At 74.3% G+C, this 15,949-nt stretch carries 17 protein-coding genes; 2 read left to right on the top strand and 15 right to left on the bottom strand.

Translation table 11 applies throughout. The features are described 5' to 3' along the window. Positions 1 to 71: 71 nt before the first annotated feature. Positions 72 to 1,475, top strand: coding sequence for a class I adenylate-forming enzyme family protein (locus IEZ31_RS32485; protein WP_190253856.1), 1,404 nt, complete (start codon positions 72 to 74; stop codon positions 1,473 to 1,475). Between the two features lie 55 nt (positions 1,476 to 1,530). On the opposite strand, the gene IEZ31_RS32480 is transcribed toward IEZ31_RS32485, so the two are convergent. Both IEZ31_RS32480 and IEZ31_RS32475 read right to left on the bottom strand, forming a co-directional pair. Then, entirely contained in the window at positions 1,531 to 2,040 is a 510-nt protein-coding gene (locus tag IEZ31_RS32480; protein WP_190253855.1) for a hypothetical protein, read from the bottom strand. A 565-nt stretch (positions 2,041 to 2,605) separates the two neighbouring features. Next, complete coding sequence (locus tag IEZ31_RS32475; RefSeq protein WP_229836027.1) at positions 2,606 to 4,198, bottom strand: class I adenylate-forming enzyme family protein; 1,593 nt, start codon at positions 4,196 to 4,198, stop codon at positions 2,606 to 2,608. Positions 4,199 to 4,291: 93 nt separating this feature from the next. On the opposite strand from IEZ31_RS32475, the gene IEZ31_RS32470 reads away from it, so the two are divergent. Next, complete coding sequence (locus IEZ31_RS32470) at positions 4,292 to 4,849, top strand: thioesterase family protein (RefSeq protein WP_190253854.1); 558 nt, start codon at positions 4,292 to 4,294, stop codon at positions 4,847 to 4,849. Between the two features lies 1 nt (position 4,850). Here the strand turns inward: IEZ31_RS32470 and IEZ31_RS32465 are convergent, their stop codons facing one another. The 13 genes from IEZ31_RS32465 to IEZ31_RS32405 all read right to left on the bottom strand — a co-directional run bounded on the left by IEZ31_RS32465 (position 4,851) and on the right by IEZ31_RS32405 (position 15,787). Next, entirely contained in the window at positions 4,851 to 6,371 is a 1,521-nt protein-coding gene (locus IEZ31_RS32465; RefSeq protein ID WP_190253853.1) for a class I adenylate-forming enzyme family protein, read from the bottom strand. Then, positions 6,364 to 7,089, bottom strand: coding sequence for an SDR family NAD(P)-dependent oxidoreductase (locus tag IEZ31_RS32460; protein WP_190253852.1), 726 nt, complete (start codon positions 7,087 to 7,089; stop codon positions 6,364 to 6,366). Before IEZ31_RS32460 ends, IEZ31_RS32465 begins: the two co-directional genes overlap by 8 nt. After that, the gene (locus IEZ31_RS32455) at positions 7,089 to 7,931 is read right to left on the bottom strand and encodes an enoyl-CoA hydratase (RefSeq protein ID WP_190253851.1); all 843 of its coding nucleotides are present in this window, start codon (positions 7,929 to 7,931) and stop codon (positions 7,089 to 7,091) included. The genes IEZ31_RS32460 and IEZ31_RS32455 overlap by 1 nt, the downstream gene beginning before the upstream one ends. Continuing rightward, a complete protein-coding gene (locus IEZ31_RS32450) occupies positions 7,928 to 9,079 on the bottom strand; it encodes an acyl-CoA dehydrogenase family protein (RefSeq protein ID WP_190253850.1) in 1,152 nt (383 codons plus the stop codon). Before IEZ31_RS32450 ends, IEZ31_RS32455 begins: the two co-directional genes overlap by 4 nt. A gap of 11 nt (positions 9,080 to 9,090) precedes the next feature. After that, entirely contained in the window at positions 9,091 to 10,233 is a 1,143-nt protein-coding gene (locus IEZ31_RS32445) for an acyl-CoA dehydrogenase family protein (RefSeq protein ID WP_190253849.1), read from the bottom strand. Continuing rightward, positions 10,230 to 10,964, bottom strand: coding sequence for an enoyl-CoA hydratase family protein (locus IEZ31_RS32440; RefSeq protein ID WP_190253848.1), 735 nt, complete (start codon positions 10,962 to 10,964; stop codon positions 10,230 to 10,232). The genes IEZ31_RS32445 and IEZ31_RS32440 overlap by 4 nt, the downstream gene beginning before the upstream one ends. Then, entirely contained in the window at positions 10,961 to 11,356 is a 396-nt protein-coding gene (locus IEZ31_RS32435; protein ID WP_190253847.1) for a MaoC/PaaZ C-terminal domain-containing protein, read from the bottom strand. Before IEZ31_RS32435 ends, IEZ31_RS32440 begins: the two co-directional genes overlap by 4 nt. Continuing rightward, positions 11,353 to 11,778 (bottom strand): FAS1-like dehydratase domain-containing protein, encoded by a 426-nt coding sequence (locus IEZ31_RS32430; protein WP_190253846.1) that lies wholly within the window; start codon positions 11,776 to 11,778, stop codon positions 11,353 to 11,355. Before IEZ31_RS32430 ends, IEZ31_RS32435 begins: the two co-directional genes overlap by 4 nt. Before the next feature lie 9 nt (positions 11,779 to 11,787). Further along, positions 11,788 to 12,540, bottom strand: coding sequence for an SDR family oxidoreductase (locus IEZ31_RS32425; protein ID WP_190253845.1), 753 nt, complete (start codon positions 12,538 to 12,540; stop codon positions 11,788 to 11,790). A 4-nt stretch (positions 12,541 to 12,544) separates the two neighbouring features. Next, positions 12,545 to 13,183: a phenylacetic acid degradation protein PaaY gene (locus tag IEZ31_RS32420; protein WP_190253844.1), complete on the bottom strand. Its 639-nt coding sequence runs from the start codon at positions 13,181 to 13,183 to the stop codon at positions 12,545 to 12,547. Further along, a complete protein-coding gene (locus IEZ31_RS32415) occupies positions 13,183 to 14,157 on the bottom strand; it encodes an NAD(P)H-dependent flavin oxidoreductase (RefSeq protein WP_229836030.1) in 975 nt (324 codons plus the stop codon). The genes IEZ31_RS32420 and IEZ31_RS32415 overlap by 1 nt, the downstream gene beginning before the upstream one ends. A 62-nt stretch (positions 14,158 to 14,219) precedes the next feature. Then, complete coding sequence (locus tag IEZ31_RS32410) at positions 14,220 to 14,975, bottom strand: CoA-transferase subunit beta (RefSeq protein ID WP_190253843.1); 756 nt, start codon at positions 14,973 to 14,975, stop codon at positions 14,220 to 14,222. Next, positions 14,972 to 15,787 carry a CoA transferase subunit A gene (locus tag IEZ31_RS32405; RefSeq protein WP_190253842.1) on the bottom strand — a complete coding sequence of 272 codons (816 nt, stop codon included), beginning with the start codon at positions 15,785 to 15,787 and terminating at the stop codon, positions 14,972 to 14,974. The genes IEZ31_RS32410 and IEZ31_RS32405 overlap by 4 nt, the downstream gene beginning before the upstream one ends. Between the last annotated feature and the right edge of the window lie 162 nt (positions 15,788 to 15,949).

Genomic DNA, 15,949 nt, shown 5'->3' with positions numbered 1-15,949 from the left:
GGGCGATGGCCCGGTGGTCACCAGTGGTGCATCGGCACTCTCTCAAACGCCGACACAAGGATGGTGGCCCAGTGAGCCTGCTCATCGGCGACATCGTGACCGTCGCGGCGCTCAGCGGGCCGTCCGAGCTCGCCGCGACCCTCGGCGGCGAGCAGCTGACGTTCCGGGAGCTCGACGAACGGGCCGACCGGACCGCGAACGCGCTCGCCGGGCTGGGCCTCAACGCCGGGGACACGCTGCTGTGGTGCACGCCGCCGACGCTGCGGGTGCTCGACGCGTTCGTGGCGTGCGCGCGGCTCGGCGTCGTGTTCGCGCCCGTGAACCCGGCCCTGCCGGCGGCCGACGTGGACCGGGTGCGCGACCTCGTCAAGCCCCGCCTCGAGGTCGCCGAGGGCGGGCTGCGGCCGTCCGACCTGGACGGTGGCGCGGCCGGGCTGGCACCGCGGCCGCTCGACGACCGGGATCCGCACATCGTGTACCTCACCAGCGGCAGCACCGGCACCCCGAAGGGCGCGCTGGTGAGCCACCGGGCCAGCTGGCTGCGCGCGGCGCCCGGCGGCGGCACGTTCAGCGCCGGCCTGCGCGGCAACGGCGGCGTGGTCTGCACGTTCCCGCTGTACCACTACGGCGGCTGGCACTACGTGATGGAGGCGTGGCAGCACCGCACCGCGGTACACCTGATCCGCAAGGCGTCCGCGGAGGAGATCGTGGACGTCGTGCAGCGGCGCCGCCCGTCGGCGCTGTACTGCATCCCCGCCGTGTGGGAGCGGCTCCTCGACCCCGAGCACCGCCGGGCCGACCTGCGCTCGCTGCTGCACGCCGACACCGGCACGTCGAGCGTCGCCCCCGAGCTGGTCGAGCGGATCAAGGCCCGGCTGCCCGGCACCACGACCACGATCCTCTACGGCTCCACGGAGGCCGGCCGCATGGCCGCCCTGCACGACCACGACCTGGCCCGCAAGCCCGGCAGCGTGGGCCGGGGCGCCCCGCCCAACGCGCTGTGGGTCGACGACGCCGGCGAGGTGTGCGTGCGCGGCCCGGCCGTCATGAACGGCTACCTCGGCAGTGCCGCGCTCGACGGTACCTACCGGTCCGGTGACCTCGGGACGCTGGACGAGGAGGGGTACCTCTTCCTCACCGGCCGCAGCCGCGAGGTGATCCGCACGGGCGGCGAGTCGGTCGGCCCGGCCGAGGTCGAGCACGCCCTGCGCGACCTGCCCGGCATCCTGGACGTGGCGGTCGTCGGCGTCCCCGACCCGCGGTGGGGCGAGCTGGTCTGCGCGGTCGTCGTGGTCCCGCCGGGCGGCGCGCCGCCGACGGTGGCCGCGGTGCGGTCCCATGTGGACGGACGCCTGGCGTCGTTCCAGCACCCGCGGCTGGTGGCGACGGTGGCGGAGATCCCGCGGACCCCGGCGACGGGCCAGATCCAGCGGTCCCGCCTGCGCGAGCTCGTCACCCGCCCGGAACGGCCGTGAGGAGGTCCTCGGGCGGGGTGCCGGCGGGCCGGTCGCCGACCTGACCGTCGCCCGGTCAGTGCGGGCAGGCGGCCCCCAGGACCGACACCCACGGGCTGTCCGCGACGGCCACGAGGGGCTCCGCCGCCGACCGCTTCCCGGCCGCGGTGCGCACGGTGAGCCGGAACCGGACCGGGTCCGGCCGCGCCTGGTCGCACGACAGCTCCACCCGCACCCCGACCGCCACCGACCGGCCCGGGCCCACCGGCTGCGGGAGGCGCATCGCGTGGACGGTCAGGCCCGGGGCCTCGGCCGAGAGGTCCTCCAGCGACACCGGCTCCGGGCCCGAGTTGACCACCGTCAGCTGGCTCTCGATGCGGACGGTCCCCGCGTCGTACGTGGCCGCGAACGCACCCACCTGGCCCGCAACGAGCACCACCGCCACGGCGGGCGGGCGGTCGTCGGGGCGGGCCAGGTACAGCGCGCCGAGCAGCAGCGCCGCGGCCAGCCACGGCAGCCAGCGTGGCACGCGGCGGCGCCGGCGGACCACTTCGGGGGCGTCGAGGTCGACGAGCGGCTGGCCCATCAGCGCGGCAGCGCCGGGGTCAGGGCGACCGTCGTGAGCCAGTCACCGGCGGCGGCCTGCAGGACGGCGTTGCGCGCCGAGGGGAGGAACCGCTCGAACATGTTCCGGCACTCTACCCGTGCGCATGCGCGGCCGTCCCGGCCCGGACCGCGCCGCCCCGCTACGCCGCGCCCGGACCGTCGTCGGCGTGGGCGTGGGCGTCCAGGTGGCGCGGATGTCGGCGCCGGCAACCGGCCGGGCTATCGCCTGCGCCGCAGCCAGCCCGGAGCGCGGGAGCGGCCCGGCGAGCGGCCGCGAAGGACGAGGTGCGCCTGAGCGCCGCGGTGGCGTCGGCCACGGCATCCGCACCGGACGTGCGCGCGCCAGCCCTCCGCCTGGTCCGATCGGGGCGTCCAGCGACCCGGGACCCCGCTGACGATGACCGGGGACGCGCTCATCTGCCAGCGAAGGTCGGGGCCGGGCCGCGGAACCAGCCGGACCGGGCCTTCGCGCAGCTCATCTGCCCACACGACAGTCATGCTGCGCCGCGCGGTGGCGGCCGATCAACCGCATTTTCCCGCCCGGGTCACACCGCCGGGCGCAGGGACTTGCGGAGTTCCGCCTTCGCGATCTTGCCGCCCGAGCCCCTCGGCAGGTCCTCCACCAGCTCCAGCCGCTCCGGCCAGTTCTCCCGGGAAACCCCGCGGTCGGACAGGTGGGTGCGCAGGTCGTCCAAGGTCAGCGGCCCGCGCGGGACCACGAACACGCAGACGCGCTCGCCGAACGTCGGGTCGGGCATCGCCACCGCGGCCACCATGGCCACCGCCGGGTGGGAGCCCACGTGGTCCTCCACCGCCGCGGCGCTGATGTTCTTGCCGCCGCGGATGATGAAGTCCGACTTGCGGTCGACCACCCGCAGGTAGCCGTCGGCGTCGATGGTGCAGATGTCCCCGGTGAGCATCCAGCCGTCCGGGGTGAACAGGCCCTCGTTCGCCGTGTCGTCGTTGAAGTAGCCCAGGCACGTGGCCGGGCCGGCGCAGGCCGCCTGCCCGGGGCCGCCGACGGCCGTGACGTCCGTGCCGTCGTCGGCGAACAGGCGGACCCGCATCGCGTCGATCACCCGGCCGGCGGTGCGCAGGCGCTGGTCCTCCGTGTCCGTCACCGACGTGCGGGACAGGGCGCCGGTCTCGTTGGAGCCGAAGAACTGCAGGACCTTCGCGCCCGTGCGGCGCTCGAACTCCGACGCGCGCTCGAACGGGACCGCCTCGCCGCCGGTGAACATGCAGCGCAGGGACGACAGGTCGACCTCGTGGATCAGCGGTGAGTTGAGCATCATGATGAACTGGGTCGAGACGCAGCAGACGACCGTGACGCGCTCGCGCTCGATGAGCCGCAGGGCCTCGTCGGCGTTGAAGCGGGGCATGACGACGGTCGGCGCGCCGAGCAGGGTCGGGGTGAAGTTGGCCGTCCACTGCGCGAAGCCGTAGGGCGCCGGGATCAGGGTCAGGAACACGTCGTCCGTGCGCAGGTCGCCGCACTCGACGGCCAGCTCGTGGTAGTAGAACCAGCGGTACTGGTCGTGGACGACGCACTTCGGCATGCCGGTCGTGCCGGACGTCGAGTTGAGCAGGTGGATCTCGTCGGGGGCGAGCTCGCGGCCCGGCAGCGGCGCGCCGGGCACGACGTCCCAGGAGGCGTGCGGCGGCAGCACCAGGTGGGTGTCGATGCCCAGGCCGGCCACGAGGTCGGCGACCGGCTCGTCGCGGTGGGTGGCGAAGCTGACGAGGGCCGTCGCCCCGCCGACCTGGAGGAGGTGGCGTACCTCCAGCCGGGCCGCCCGCGGCCCGATGGCCACGACCACGACCCCCGCCTTGATCGCCGCGAGGTACACCACGTGCACCTCCACGCCGTCGGGCAGCAGCACCCCGACGCGGGCGCCGCGCGGCAGCCCGGCGTCGACCAGCCGGCGGGCGAACCACGTGGAGTACTCGTCGAACTGCCGCCACGACAGCCGGTCGCCGCCCGCGACGAACGCGTCCCCGTCCGGGTTCGCCGCGGCGTGCCGCCGGACGACGTCGGCCAGGTTCTCGCCCGCGCCGGCCGCCTCGGCGAGCCGGTCGGCGACGTACCGCTCATGGACGCTACCGGCCGCGGGAGCGGTACCCGGAGGAAAGGTCACGACGCACACCTACCAATCAAGCGCTTGGTTGTGTCATTCTGTGATCGCCCGCCGGAGCCTGTCAAGGCGCGCGGGCGGGAAAGGAGCATGGGTGTGGAGCAGCAACCCGGTGGCGGCGAGACGCACGTGGAGCAGGTCATCTGGCACGGCGACCCGGACGGCGAGCTGACCGTCGGGATCGCCCGGCGGGACGGGGACGTCGTCACGATCCGGCTCCGGGACGGGGACCGGATCGTCGCCGACGTGCGGCTGCGCAGCGGTCCGAAGCGCCGGCCGGCGCCCCACGACCTGCTGCGCACCGAGCTCGGGCCCGGCGCGACCTGCACCCGCACGTTCGTCGTCACCGAGGACGCGACCACCGACCACGTGCCGGGTGCCGTGCCGGTGCTGAGCACGCCGTCGCTCATCGCGTTCCTCGAGGACACCGCCGCCGACGTGCTGCGCCCCGGTTTCGGGCCGGCGACCGCGTCGCTCGGGACGTGGATCGGGGTGCGCCACACCGGCCCGGCCCAGGCCGGCGACCACGTGCTCGTCACGGCGGTGCTCGCCGAGGTGCGCGGGCGGCGGTACCTCTTCGACGTCGAGGCCACCGTCGGCGGGCGGCCGATCGGCGACGGGCAGGTCGCCCAGACGCTGATCAGCCTGGCCTGACTCACCCGAAGCGGCGGGCCGCGTCCGTGCGCAGCGCGGCCTTGTCGACCTTGCCACCGGTACCGATGGGCAGCCCGTCCAGCGGCACCAGGTGCTCCGGCCAGTTCTGCTTCGACACCCCGCCGGCGTCCAGGTGCTCCCGCAGGTCGTCGAGGGTCAGCTCGCCCCGCACCGCCACGTAGGCGCACACCCGCTCGCCCAGCACCGGGTCCGGGGCCGCGACCACGGCCACCTGGGCGACGAGCGGGTGGGTGGCCACCGCCTCCTCGACCACGAGGGCGCTCACGTTGTGCCCGCCGCGGATGATGAAGTCGGCCGCCCGGCCGGTGATCGTGAGGTACCCCTCGTCGTCGACCGCGCCCAGGTCGCCCGTGAGCAGCCAGCCGTCGTCGCGGAAGAGGGCGGCGTTCGCGGCGGGGTCGTCGAGGTACCCCGGCGTGCACCCGGGACCGTTGGCCGCGACCTGCCCGCGCTCCCCGACCAGCCGCACGTGCATGGCCGGGATCGGCCGGCCGGCCGTCGACAGGCGCCGCTCCCGCGGGTCGTCGACCGTCGTCACCGAGATCGGGCCGGCCTCGTTCGAGCCGTAGAACTGCAGCACCGCGCAGCCGGTGCGCTCCTCGAACTCGGCGGCCCGCGACGCCGGGACCCGCTCGCCGCCGGTGAACAGCACCCGCAGCGACGACAGGTCCGTGGCCGCGAACGACGGGTCGTTGAGCAGCATGATGAACTGGGCCGTCACCGCGCACAGCACGGTGACCCGGTGCTCCTCGATGAGCCGCAGCGTCGCGGCGGCGTCGAACTCGGCGCTGAGCACGGTCGGGTAGCCGTACCTGGCCGGCACGACGTGGGCGCTCCACAGGCCGAACCCGTACGGCGCCGGCAGCACGCTGGCGAACACCTCGTCCGGGCCCATCCGGCCGGCCGCGTGGGCCAGGGGGCCGAAGTACTTGCGGTTGTTCATCGTCTGCCGCACGCACTTCGGCACGCCGGTGGTGCCGGACGTGGAGTTGAGGAAGAACAGGTCGTCGGGGCCGAGCCCGGGCCCGGTCCACCGGGCGTCGCCCACGTCCGCCAGGTCCAGCAGCACGTGCCGCCGCGCACCGCAGCGCGCGGCGATGTCCGCCCCGGACCGTCCACGGTGGAACTCGGCCGTCGCGAGGCCGGCCGCGCCGGTGACCTTCAGCAGGTGCGTGACCTCGGCGTCGCCGGCCCGCGGGCCGATGCCGACGGTGACCAGGCCGGCCTTCTGCGCGGCCAGGTACGCGACGTGGGTGAGCGCGCCGCCGGTGAGCAGCACCGCGAGCCGGTCGCCGGGCACGAAGCCGCCGTCCAGGTAGGACCGGGCCAGGCGGGACGACAGGTCGTCGTACTGCCCCCAGGTGATGGTGCCCTCGGGGGCGTGGAACGCGACCCGGTCCGGGTCGTTGCGCGCGACCAGGTCGGCGATCGTTTCGGCGCTCCAGGCGCCGTCGGCGTGGTGGCGGGCGACGACGTCCGCCGGGAACGGGAGCTCAGGCACCGGCACCTCCGTCGAGCCGCAGGACGGCGCCGGTGGCGAACCGGGCCTCGGCCGCGCCGAGGTACGCGATCGCCGCCGCCACCTCGTCCGGGTCGGCGACGGGCGGGTCGACGAGCGCTCCCCCGCGCCCTTCGAGCCTCGGATGCGGGTTCGGTACCGGCTGCAGGCCGGCCTTCAGCGGCGTGTCCACGGACCCGGGGCAGACGCAGGCGACCCGAACGCCGACCGGCGCGTACTCGACGGCGAGCGACCGGGTCAGCGCGACGACCCCGCCCTTGGCGGCCGAGTACGCGGCGCTGTACCGCCAGCCGCGCACCCCGGCGAGGGACGAGACGTTGACGATGGCGCCGCGGGCGGCGACCAGGTGCGGCAGCGCGGCCCGGCTGACGAGAAATGTGCCGGTGAGGTTCACGCCGAGGATCCGGTCCCACTCGGCGAGCGTCACGTCGGTGGTGTGGGCGTAGGCGGCGACCCCGGCGACGTTGGCGACCAGGTCGAGCCGCCCGCCCCAGGCCGCGACCCGCTCGACGGCCGCGGCGACCGCCGCCTCGTCGCTGACGTCGGCGGTGACGGGGAGGACGCCGTCGACGTCGACGGCCGTCAGGTCGAGGCCGGCGACGCGGGCGCCCTCGTCCCGCAGGCGCGCGGCGGTGGCCCGCCCGATGCCGGAGGCGGCGCCCGTCACCAGGGCGACGCTCCCGGAGTACCGCTGGGACATCAGCGACCGCCGTCGCGCATCGAGCGGGCGTCGTGCCCGGCCAGGGCGTCGGTGCCGGTCTCCGCGTTGTGGGCGTGGGCCACGTGGTGCAGCCCGAACACCGAGTCCATCCCGGCCCGCAGGCCCATGAGGTCCTCGGCCTGGTTGACCGCCTTCTTCGTCAGTGCCAGCCCGAGCCGCGGCATCTTCGCGATCCGCTGGGCGATGTCCATCGTGTCCTGCTCGAGGTCGGCGCGCGGCACGACCCGGTTCACCATGCCCAGCGCGAGGGCCCGCTCGGCCCCGACGCGCTCACCGAGGAACAGGAACTCCTTGGCGAAGCGTGGCCCCATGACCCACGGGTGCGCGAAGTACTCGACGCCGGGGATGCCCATCCGCACGACGGGGTCGGCGAAGAACGCGTCGTCGGCGGCGACGACGAGGTCGCAGCACCAGGCGAGCATCAGGCCGCCGGCGATGCAGGCGCCCTGGACCATGGCGATCGTCGGCTTCGGCAGCTCGCGCCAGCGGCGGCACATGCCGAGGTACACCTCGGACTCGCGGGCGAAGCGGCTCTCCGCGCCGGGCTTGCCGACGTGGTCCCACCACAGGCCGGCCCGCCGGTCGAAGCTGGTGTCGATGTCGCGGCCGGGCGTGCCGATGTCGTGGCCGGCCGAGAAGTGGTCCCCGGCGCCGCCCAGGATGATCACCTTGACGTCGTCGTCGGCCGCGGCCCGGTAGAGCGCGTCGTCGAGGGCGTAGGTCATGGCGGAGTTCTGGGCGTTGCGGTACTGCGGGCGGTGCATCGTCACGACCGCGACCGGCCCGTCGGTGCGGTACAGGACGACGTTCTCGTCGGTCATGAGTTCTCCTGCAGGTGGAGGGCGGCGGCGAGCCGGTCGAGGCGGGTGCCGGGGTCGGCCAGGGCCGCGAGGGCCCAGGCGCGCTTGGCGTAGCGGTGCAACTCGTACTCGACGGTGTAGCCGATGGCGCCGTGGCACTGGATCGCGGCCCGGCTGGCGGCGTGGGCGGCCTCGGCGGCCTGCACGACGGCGGCGTCGACGGCGCGCTCGGCGTCGGCGCCGTGTTCCGTGGCCCACGCCGCGGCGAGGACGACGGGGGCGGCGAACTCGAGGCCGAGCGTGGCGTCGGCGAGGTGGTGCTTGACGGCCTGGAAGCTGCCGACCGGGACGCCGAACTGGTGGCGCTGCCGCACGTAGCCGACGGTGAGGTCGAGCATCCGCCGGCCGAGGCCGACGAGCTCGGCCGCGTAGGCGATGCCGGCGCGGCGGCGGGCCTGGGCGACGAGGTCCGGGTCGGTGGTCAGGACGTCGGCGCCGGTGGACACGGCCGCGTGCAGGGCGGGGTCCACGGTGGGCACGGGCGCCCCGGCGGCGGTGCCGAGCCGGGCCGTGTCACCGTCGAGGTGCAGCACCAGGTCGGCGCCGTCCCCGAACGGGGTCAGCCCGCCGCCGGCGGCCAGGGCGATGCGCGTCCGCCCGGCGACGACGTCGTCAAGCACCGCGGCGACCCAGTCGCGGTCGCCGCCGCGGCCGTTCGGTCGGTCGACCGACCGAACGGCGGGGCCCTGGTTCGGTCGGTCGACCGACTGACCGGCAGGGCTCTGGTTCGGTCGGTCGACCGACTGACCGGCAGGGCTCTGGTTCGGTCGGTCGACCGACTGGCCCGCAGGGCCTTGGTTCGGTCGGTCGACCGACTGACCGGCAGGGCCGACGGCCGTTCGGTCGGTCGACCGAACGGGGTCCAGCAGGGCCGTCAGCAGCGGGGCGGCGACGAAGGCCGTGGCCGAGACCGGGTCCGGCAGCGCCGCGGCGCCGATCTCCTCCAGGACCGCGACCAGGTCGGTCTCGGCCAGGCCCAGGCCGCCCCGGCCGGCCGGCACCAGGGCGCCGAACAGGCCGAGGTCGGCCAGGGCCGGCCAGCCCTTCGCCAGCGGCTCCCGGACCGCGTCGCGCAATGCCAGCTGGTCCTCCGTCGGGGCGAACCGCACAGTAGACCCCCTCAGGCCCTCGGCAGGCCGAGCACGCGCTCGGCGACGATGTTGCGCTGGATCTCGTTGGTGCCGGCGTAGATCGGCCCGGCCAGCGAGAACTGGAAGCCGCGCGTCCACGGCGAGTCGAGGACCGCCTCGGCGCCGAGCAGCTCCAGGGCGATCTCGTGCAGGTCGATGTCCAGCCGGGACCAGTACAGCTTGTTGAGGCTCGACCGGGCGCCCGGCGGGCGGCCCTCGACGAGGTCGGTGACCTGGTTGAGGGTGAACAGCTGGTACGCCCGGGCTGCGAGCCAGGCCCGCGTGAGGCGTTCGCGGGTCGCCGGGCGCAGCCGGTCGCGCCGGGCGACGGCCAGCGCGACGAGCCGTTCGGCGGTGTCCAGGAAGCGGCCCGGGGAGCGCAGGGTCAGACCGCGCTCGGAGCCGGTGGTCGCCATCGCCACCCGCCAGCCCTCGCCCACGCCGCCGAGGGCGGCCGACGACGGGACGAACACGTCGTCGAAGAAGACCTCGGCGAAGCCCTCGTCGCCGTCGAGCCGGCCGAAGCCGCGCACGGTCACGCCGGGGCTGTCGAGGGGGACGAGGAAGTACGTGAGGCCGCGGTGGCGGGGCGCGTCGGGGTCGGTGCGGAACAGCCCGAACAGGTGGGTGCAGAACGCGCCGCGGGTGGTCCAGGTCTTCTGGCCGGACAGCCGCCAGCCGCCCTCGGCCGGCACGGCGCGGCTGGCGATGCCGGCCAGGTCGCTGCCGGCGCCCGGCTCCGACCAGCCCTGGCACCACAGGTCCTGCGCGGCGGCCATCCGCGGCAGCAGGGTGTCGCGCTGCTCGTCGGTGCCGAACTCGAACAGCGTCGGGGCGAGCAGGAAGATGCCGTTCTGGGTCACGCGCTGGGGCGCGCCGGCGGCGTAGTACTCCTCCTCGAAGATCAGCCATTCCCAGAGGGAGGCGTCTCTCCCGCCGTACCGCGACGGCCACGACACGACCGACCAGCGCGCGTCGAACAGCCGCCGCTCCCAGTCGAGGTGGGCGGCGAAGCCCTCGCGCGTGTCGCCCGACGGCAGCGGCTGCGCGGGGACGTTCGCGCGCAGCCAGGAGCGGGCCTCGTCGCGGAAGGCGGCCTCCGCCGGGGTGTCAGTGAGGTCGACCGACGTCATTTGCCGAACTCGTCCCGCACCTTGTCCGCCACGCCGGTCAGGTTCAGCTCGAAGGTGAAGCCCTGCTCGAAGCGGTAGCTGCGCTTCGGGTCCCAGGGGTCGATGCCGTTGAGCGACTCCTTGGCGGCGCGGATGACGGCCGGGTCCTTGCCGGCGATGTCGTGGGCGACCTCGAACGCCGCCGACCGCAGCTCGTCGCGCGGCACGACGCGCAGCACCGAGCCGAACGCGTGCAGCTCGGCGGCGGTGGCGGTCGCCGACGTGTACATCATCGCGCGCATCCTGTGCTGCGGTACCAGCCGGGACAGGTGCGTCGCGGCGCCCAGCGCGCCCCGGTCCACCTCGGGCAGCCCGAACGTGGCGTCCTCACTGGCGATGATGATGTCGGCGTTGCCGACCAGGCCGATGCCGCCGCCGAGGCAGAAGCCGTGCACGGCGGCGATCACCGGCACCGGGCAGTCGTAGACGGCGGCGAACGCGGCGGCGCAGCCCCGGTTCACCCCGACCAGCGCCGAGTGGTCGGCGGCGGCCTGCAGCTCCTTGATGTCGACGCCGGCGTTGTAGCCGCGGCCCTCGGCGCGCAGCACGACCGCCCGCACGGCCGGGTCGGCCCCGGCCTGCTGCAGCGCGGCGGCGAGGTCGAACCAGCCCTTGACGGGCAGGGCGTTGACCGGCGGGTTGTTCATGACGATCTCCGCCACGCCGCGGTCGTCCACGTTGGTCTCGATCATGCGGGCTCTCCAGCGGGGGTCACGAAGGTGGCCCAGCCGTACACGGCGACCGTGCCGTCCTGGGTGGTGCAGGTCAGTTCGAGGTCCACGCGCGGCTCGCCGTCCTCGGTCACGTACCGGCGGGTCTCGGTGCCGTCGCAGGTGACGGTGTCGCCCGGGAACACCTGGGCGGCGAAGCGGACCCGGAAGGACCGGACGTGCTCGGCGCCGTACCGGTCGGTGGCCCAGGTGGCGAGGAAGCCGGCCTGGAGCATGCCGAGGGACAGCGGGGCCTGCATGCCGGCCGCGCGGGCGAACCCCTCGTCGTGGTGGATCGGGTTGAAATCCCCGGACGCGCCCTGGTAGCGGACCAGGTCGGTGCGGGTCAGCGGCCCGACCGTGAAGGTCGTCATGCGGTCTCCACCCCCGTGAGTTTCGCGGTCGCGACGAGGTTGCCGTCCTCGTCGTGGAAGTCGGTGACCATCACGGCGAACGTCAGCGTCCCCCGCCGGCCCTCCTTCCGGGTGACCGACTCGATGCGGGACCGGCCGACGAGCCGGGTGCCGGCCCGCGGGGGCGGGCCGTGGAAGACGAACTCCTGCTCGGCGTGCAGGCCCTTGCGCTGGTCCATGGCCACGGCCTCCCACGGGTCGCTCTCCCCGGACTGCCAGAAGAACGCGGTGGTGAGGAAGGTCGGCGGTACCACGGGATCCTCCGCCGCCAGATAGGCGGGGTTCGCCGAGTGGGTGGCCCGGGCGAACTCGCGGATCTTCCCGCGCTCGACGTCGAGCGTGAAGGGCTCCCCGACCCGGCCGACGGCGCCGGCGTCCACCATGTGCTGCTCCTACGGGTGCTGGCTGCTGACGGAGACGACCTCGCCGGTCATGTACGAGCTGTACTCGCTGGCGAGGAACACGATCACGTTGGCCACCTCCCAGGGCTCGGCGGGCCGGCCGAACGCCTCGCGCGCGGCCAGCTCGGTGAGCAGCTCCTCGGTGGTGACCTTGGCGAGGTGCGGGTGCATCGCCAGGCTGGGCGCCACGGCGTTGACCCGCACCCCGGCCGCGGCCGCCTCGATGGCGGCGCAGCGGGTGAGCGCCATGACCCCGGCCTTGGCCGCGGCGTAGTGCGCCTGCCCCTCCTGCGCCCGCCAGCCGATGACCGAGGCGTTGTTGACCACCACACCCCGCCCGCGGGGCATCATGTGCCGCAGCGCGGCGCGGGTGCAGCGGAAGGTGCCGGTGAGCGTCACGTCGAGCACGGTGCTCCACTGCTCGTCGGTCATGTCGACGACGTGGGCGGTGCCGCCCAGACCGGCGTTGTTGACCAGGACGTCGAGCCCGCCGAGGTGGTCGGCGGCCGTCTGGAAGAGCTGCTCGACCTGGGACTGGTCGGTCACGTCGCACGGCACCCCGAGGACGCCGAGCTTCCCGGCCGACTCGGCGAGGCGCCGCTCGTGCCGGTCGCTGATGACGACGGTCGCGCCCTCCTCGAGGCAGCGCTCGGCCGTCGCGTACCCGATCCCGGTGCCGGCGGCGGCGGTCACGAGCACCGTCCGCCCCTCGAGCAGCCCGTGTCCTTTGGTCCTGGTCACCATGGAGTTAGCCTACCAAGCGCTTGTTAGGTTCGGAAGAGGCGGCGCGGGCCTGGTCCAGCGGGACGGCCACCGACGCGGACGTGGACAGGGCCGGGCGGTCCGGCTCGGGCTCCGGCAGCGGTGCCACCTCGGCGAGGGAGGCCAGGCTGCGGGCGGTGAGCTCCTGGTACACCCGCGTCCCGTTGGCCTTCCAGGCCAGTTCCTCGGGCGTCAGGTCGCGCACCACCCTGGCCGGCGAGCCGGCGACCACCATCCGCGACGGGACGACGAAGCCGGCCTTGACGAACGAGTGCGCGGCGACGAAGGCGTACGCGCCGACGAGCACGTCGTCCATCACCACCGCGTTCATGCCGATGAGCACGCCCGGCTCGGTGACGCAGCCGTGCAGGACCGCGCCGTGGCCGACGTGGCCGTCGCGGCCCAGGACGGCCTCGGTGCCGGGGAACGTGTGGAACACGCAGGAGTCCTGGAGGTTCGAGCCCTCCTCCATAACGAGCCGGCCGAAGTCGCCGCGCAGGCTGGCGAGCGGGCCGACGTAGCAGCGGGGGCCGACGTGGACGTCGCCGATGAGCACCGCGGTCGGGTGGACGTACGCGGTCGGGTGGACAACCGGGACCACGCCCTCGATCGAGTACGCCGGCATCAGGCCAGCCGCTTCAGGGTGCCGGCGGCCTCGGCCATGATCCGCTCGACGAGCTCGGCGCAGCTCGGGAGATCGTCGATGACCCCGGCGACCTGGCCGGTGGCCATCACCCCGGCGTCCGGGCGGCCGTCGACCATCGCGGCCCTGATGAGCATCGGGGTGTTGGCGGCGAGCAGCACCTGGGAGTACTTGAGGCCGTGCTCGCGGTGCATCGCCCGGCCCTCCCGCAGGAGGCTGACCCAGCTGCGGCCGGTGAGCTTGCGGAAGGTCCGGGCGCTGCCGACCGCGCTGGCGAGCCGCCGGCCGCCGGTCAGCGTGTCGAGGAAGGGCGTGCGCAGGACCCGCTGCGGGACGCCGTCGAGGGCGTCGGTGACCACCGTGTCGGTCAGCGAGGCCTTGAGGTAGCGCTGCTTGACCTCGACCGGCACCGGGCTGTCGCTGGTGAGCAGGAACCGGGTGCCCATCGCGATGCCGGCGGCGCCGTAGGCGAGGGCGGCGACCAGGCCGCGGCCGTCGAAGTACCCGCCCGCGGCGATGACCGGGATGTCGACGGCGTCGACGACCTGCGGCAGCAGCAGCGAGGTCGGCACCGGGCCGGTGTGGCCGCCGCCCTCGCCGCCCTGCACGACCACGGCGTCGGCGCCCCAGGCGGCGACCTTCTCGGCGTGCCGGCGCGCCCCGACGGAGGGGACGACGACGGTACCGGCGGCCTTGAGCCGCTCGATGAGGTCGGGCTTCGGGGCCAGGGCGAACGAGGCGACCTTCACCCCCTCGCCGATGAGCAGGTCGACCCGCTTGCGGGCGTCGGGGGCGTCGGCCCGCAGGTTCACCCCGAAGGGCTGGTCGGTGCGCTTGTGCACCTGCGTGATCGCCGTCGCCAGCTCCTCGAACGACAGCGTGGCGCTGGCCAGGATGCCCAGGCCGCCGGCGTTGGAGGTGGCGGCGGTGAGGCCGGCGTCGGAGACCCAGCCCATCCCGGTCTGCACGATCGGGTACCGGACGCCGAACAGCTCGCAGATCGGCGTCCGCAGTGCGGTCACCCCCGCACCTCCCGGTCGCGCGCCGACTTCGGGTCGATCACCTCGCGGATCAGGGCCAGCTCGGCGTCGGTGGGCAGGCGGGTCTGCGCGACGTCCGGCGGTACCACCAGATCGAACGCCGTCGCGTCCAGCACCTCCTGCACCGTCACGCCCGGGTGCACCGAGGCGAGGCGCATCCGGTGGTCGTCGGTGTCGAAGTCGAACACGCCGAGGTTGCTGACCACCCGGCGCAGCTCGTGGTACCGCCCGGCGGCGGGGTTGGCGGCGGCCCGGTCGTAGCCGATGCCGCTGACCATGTCGACCGCCTCGACGAACGAGCGCCGGCCGTGCTTGGGCACCCAGTAGCTGGTCGGATGGCTGACCGTGTTGCCGGGCGCGCCGCGCACGCCGAGCAGGGCCCGGTCCGGGCGGGTGAAGTCGGCGCCGATGGCGGAGATGTTCGCGTTGCCGTAGCGGTCGATCTGGCTCGGGCCCATCATGACGTGCCGGCGGCCGCGGTACAGCAGGTCGAACACGACGCGGAACGGGATCCAGCCCTCGATCACGGGCGGGGTGCCGCCGATCGCCCAGGTGCCCTGGGTGAGCAGCGCCTCGCCGTCGGACACCAGCAGGTCGGGGGCGAAGGTGGCGCGGGCCAGCCGGGCGGCGATCATCGGCACCAGCCCTATCCCGCTGGCCAGGATCTCGCCGTCGCCGCGCCACGCCTCGGCGCAGGCGACCACACAGACCTCGGCGCGCGTCGCGTCGCTCATGCTGCCACCCCCAGGTACTCCTCGTAGAAGCCCGCCCACGCCTGCGGGTCGGCGGCCGCCTGCGCGTAGCGGCGCTGGAACTCCTCGTCGCGGCCGTAGTCGGGGTCGCAGCTGGTGAAGTGCGCACCGCCGGGCGCCTCGACGACGCCGTGCACCATCCAGCGTTGCAGCAGCAACGACTGCACGGGGGCGTCCCGGGTGAGTTCCTCCGTCGGCACGATCCGCTCGACCGACACGTACGCCTGCTCGGCGGCGGTGCAGAAGAGGTCGTCGAAGTACGGGTCGGCGCCGAGGTACTGCGCGTTACCCTGCTCGTCGGCCCGGTTGAGGTGGACGAGCGCAACGTCCAGCGGCAACGCCGGCACCGCCACCAGCTCCTCGTCGCCGTAGGGCGAGGCGATCATGCGCAGCTCGGGGTTGACCCGCAGCACGTCGGAGCCGAGACCCGCCCGGCTGGGCAGGAACGGCAGCCGGCAGCTGGCCGCGTACAGCCCCCAGCGCAGCATGCCCTCGTCGTACTCGGTCACCTCGACCGCGCCCGCCTGCCGGGCGGCGCGGAAGTGCGGCTCGAGCGGGATCGTGTCGAGCGACACGAATCCGTACACGAGGCGCCGGACCTTCTTCGCGGCCAGCAGGAGGCCCACGTCGGGGCCGCCGTAGCTCACGATGGTCAGGTCCGTGAGGTCGGAGCGCAGGATCGCGCGCACGAGGGACATCGGCTTGCGCCGCGAGCCCCAGCCGCCGATCCCGATCGTCATGCCGGAGCGCAGCCGGCTCACGACCTCGTCTTCGGTCATCCGCTTGTTCGCCATGGTCCGCCTTCTTCAGGTGACCGTCCGGTTCGCCCGGAGCACCCTTTGTTCTCAGGACCAGCTGACCGTACCAAGCGCTTGCTTGATTACGCTACACTCGCGACAGAGCCGTATCTCACGGCCACGGCACACGTACACTCCTGGTGCCGGGGACACATCGAC

This window comes from Dactylosporangium sucinum, assembly GCF_014647515.1.
Classification (GTDB): domain Bacteria; phylum Actinomycetota; class Actinomycetes; order Mycobacteriales; family Micromonosporaceae; genus Dactylosporangium; species Dactylosporangium sucinum.
The sequence above is the reverse complement of the archived record's forward strand: the minus strand, read 5'-3'. Positions and strand labels throughout refer to the sequence as shown.

Coding starts and splice junctions, on each gene's coding strand:
- IEZ31_RS32480 (WP_190253855.1), bottom strand. CDS start 2,040: ATGGGCCAGCCGCTCGTCGACCTCGACGCCCCCGAAGTGGTCCGCCGG.
- IEZ31_RS32460 (WP_190253852.1), bottom strand. CDS start 7,089: ATGTCCCAGCGGTACTCCGGGAGCGTCGCCCTGGTGACGGGCGCCGCC.
- IEZ31_RS32455 (WP_190253851.1), bottom strand. CDS start 7,931: ATGACCGACGAGAACGTCGTCCTGTACCGCACCGACGGGCCGGTCGCG.
- IEZ31_RS32445 (WP_190253849.1), bottom strand. CDS start 10,233: ATGACGTCGGTCGACCTCACTGACACCCCGGCGGAGGCCGCCTTCCGC.
- IEZ31_RS32440 (WP_190253848.1), bottom strand. CDS start 10,964: ATGATCGAGACCAACGTGGACGACCGCGGCGTGGCGGAGATCGTCATG.
- IEZ31_RS32435 (WP_190253847.1), bottom strand. CDS start 11,356: ATGACGACCTTCACGGTCGGGCCGCTGACCCGCACCGACCTGGTCCGC.
- IEZ31_RS32430 (WP_190253846.1), bottom strand. CDS start 11,778: ATGGTGGACGCCGGCGCCGTCGGCCGGGTCGGGGAGCCCTTCACGCTC.
- IEZ31_RS32425 (WP_190253845.1), bottom strand. CDS start 12,540: ATGGTGACCAGGACCAAAGGACACGGGCTGCTCGAGGGGCGGACGGTG.
- IEZ31_RS32420 (WP_190253844.1), bottom strand. CDS start 13,183: ATGCCGGCGTACTCGATCGAGGGCGTGGTCCCGGTTGTCCACCCGACC.
- IEZ31_RS32415 (WP_229836030.1), bottom strand. CDS start 14,157: ATGGGCTGGGTCTCCGACGCCGGCCTCACCGCCGCCACCTCCAACGCC.
- IEZ31_RS32410 (WP_190253843.1), bottom strand. CDS start 14,975: ATGAGCGACGCGACGCGCGCCGAGGTCTGTGTGGTCGCCTGCGCCGAG.
- IEZ31_RS32405 (WP_190253842.1), bottom strand. CDS start 15,787: ATGGCGAACAAGCGGATGACCGAAGACGAGGTCGTGAGCCGGCTGCGC.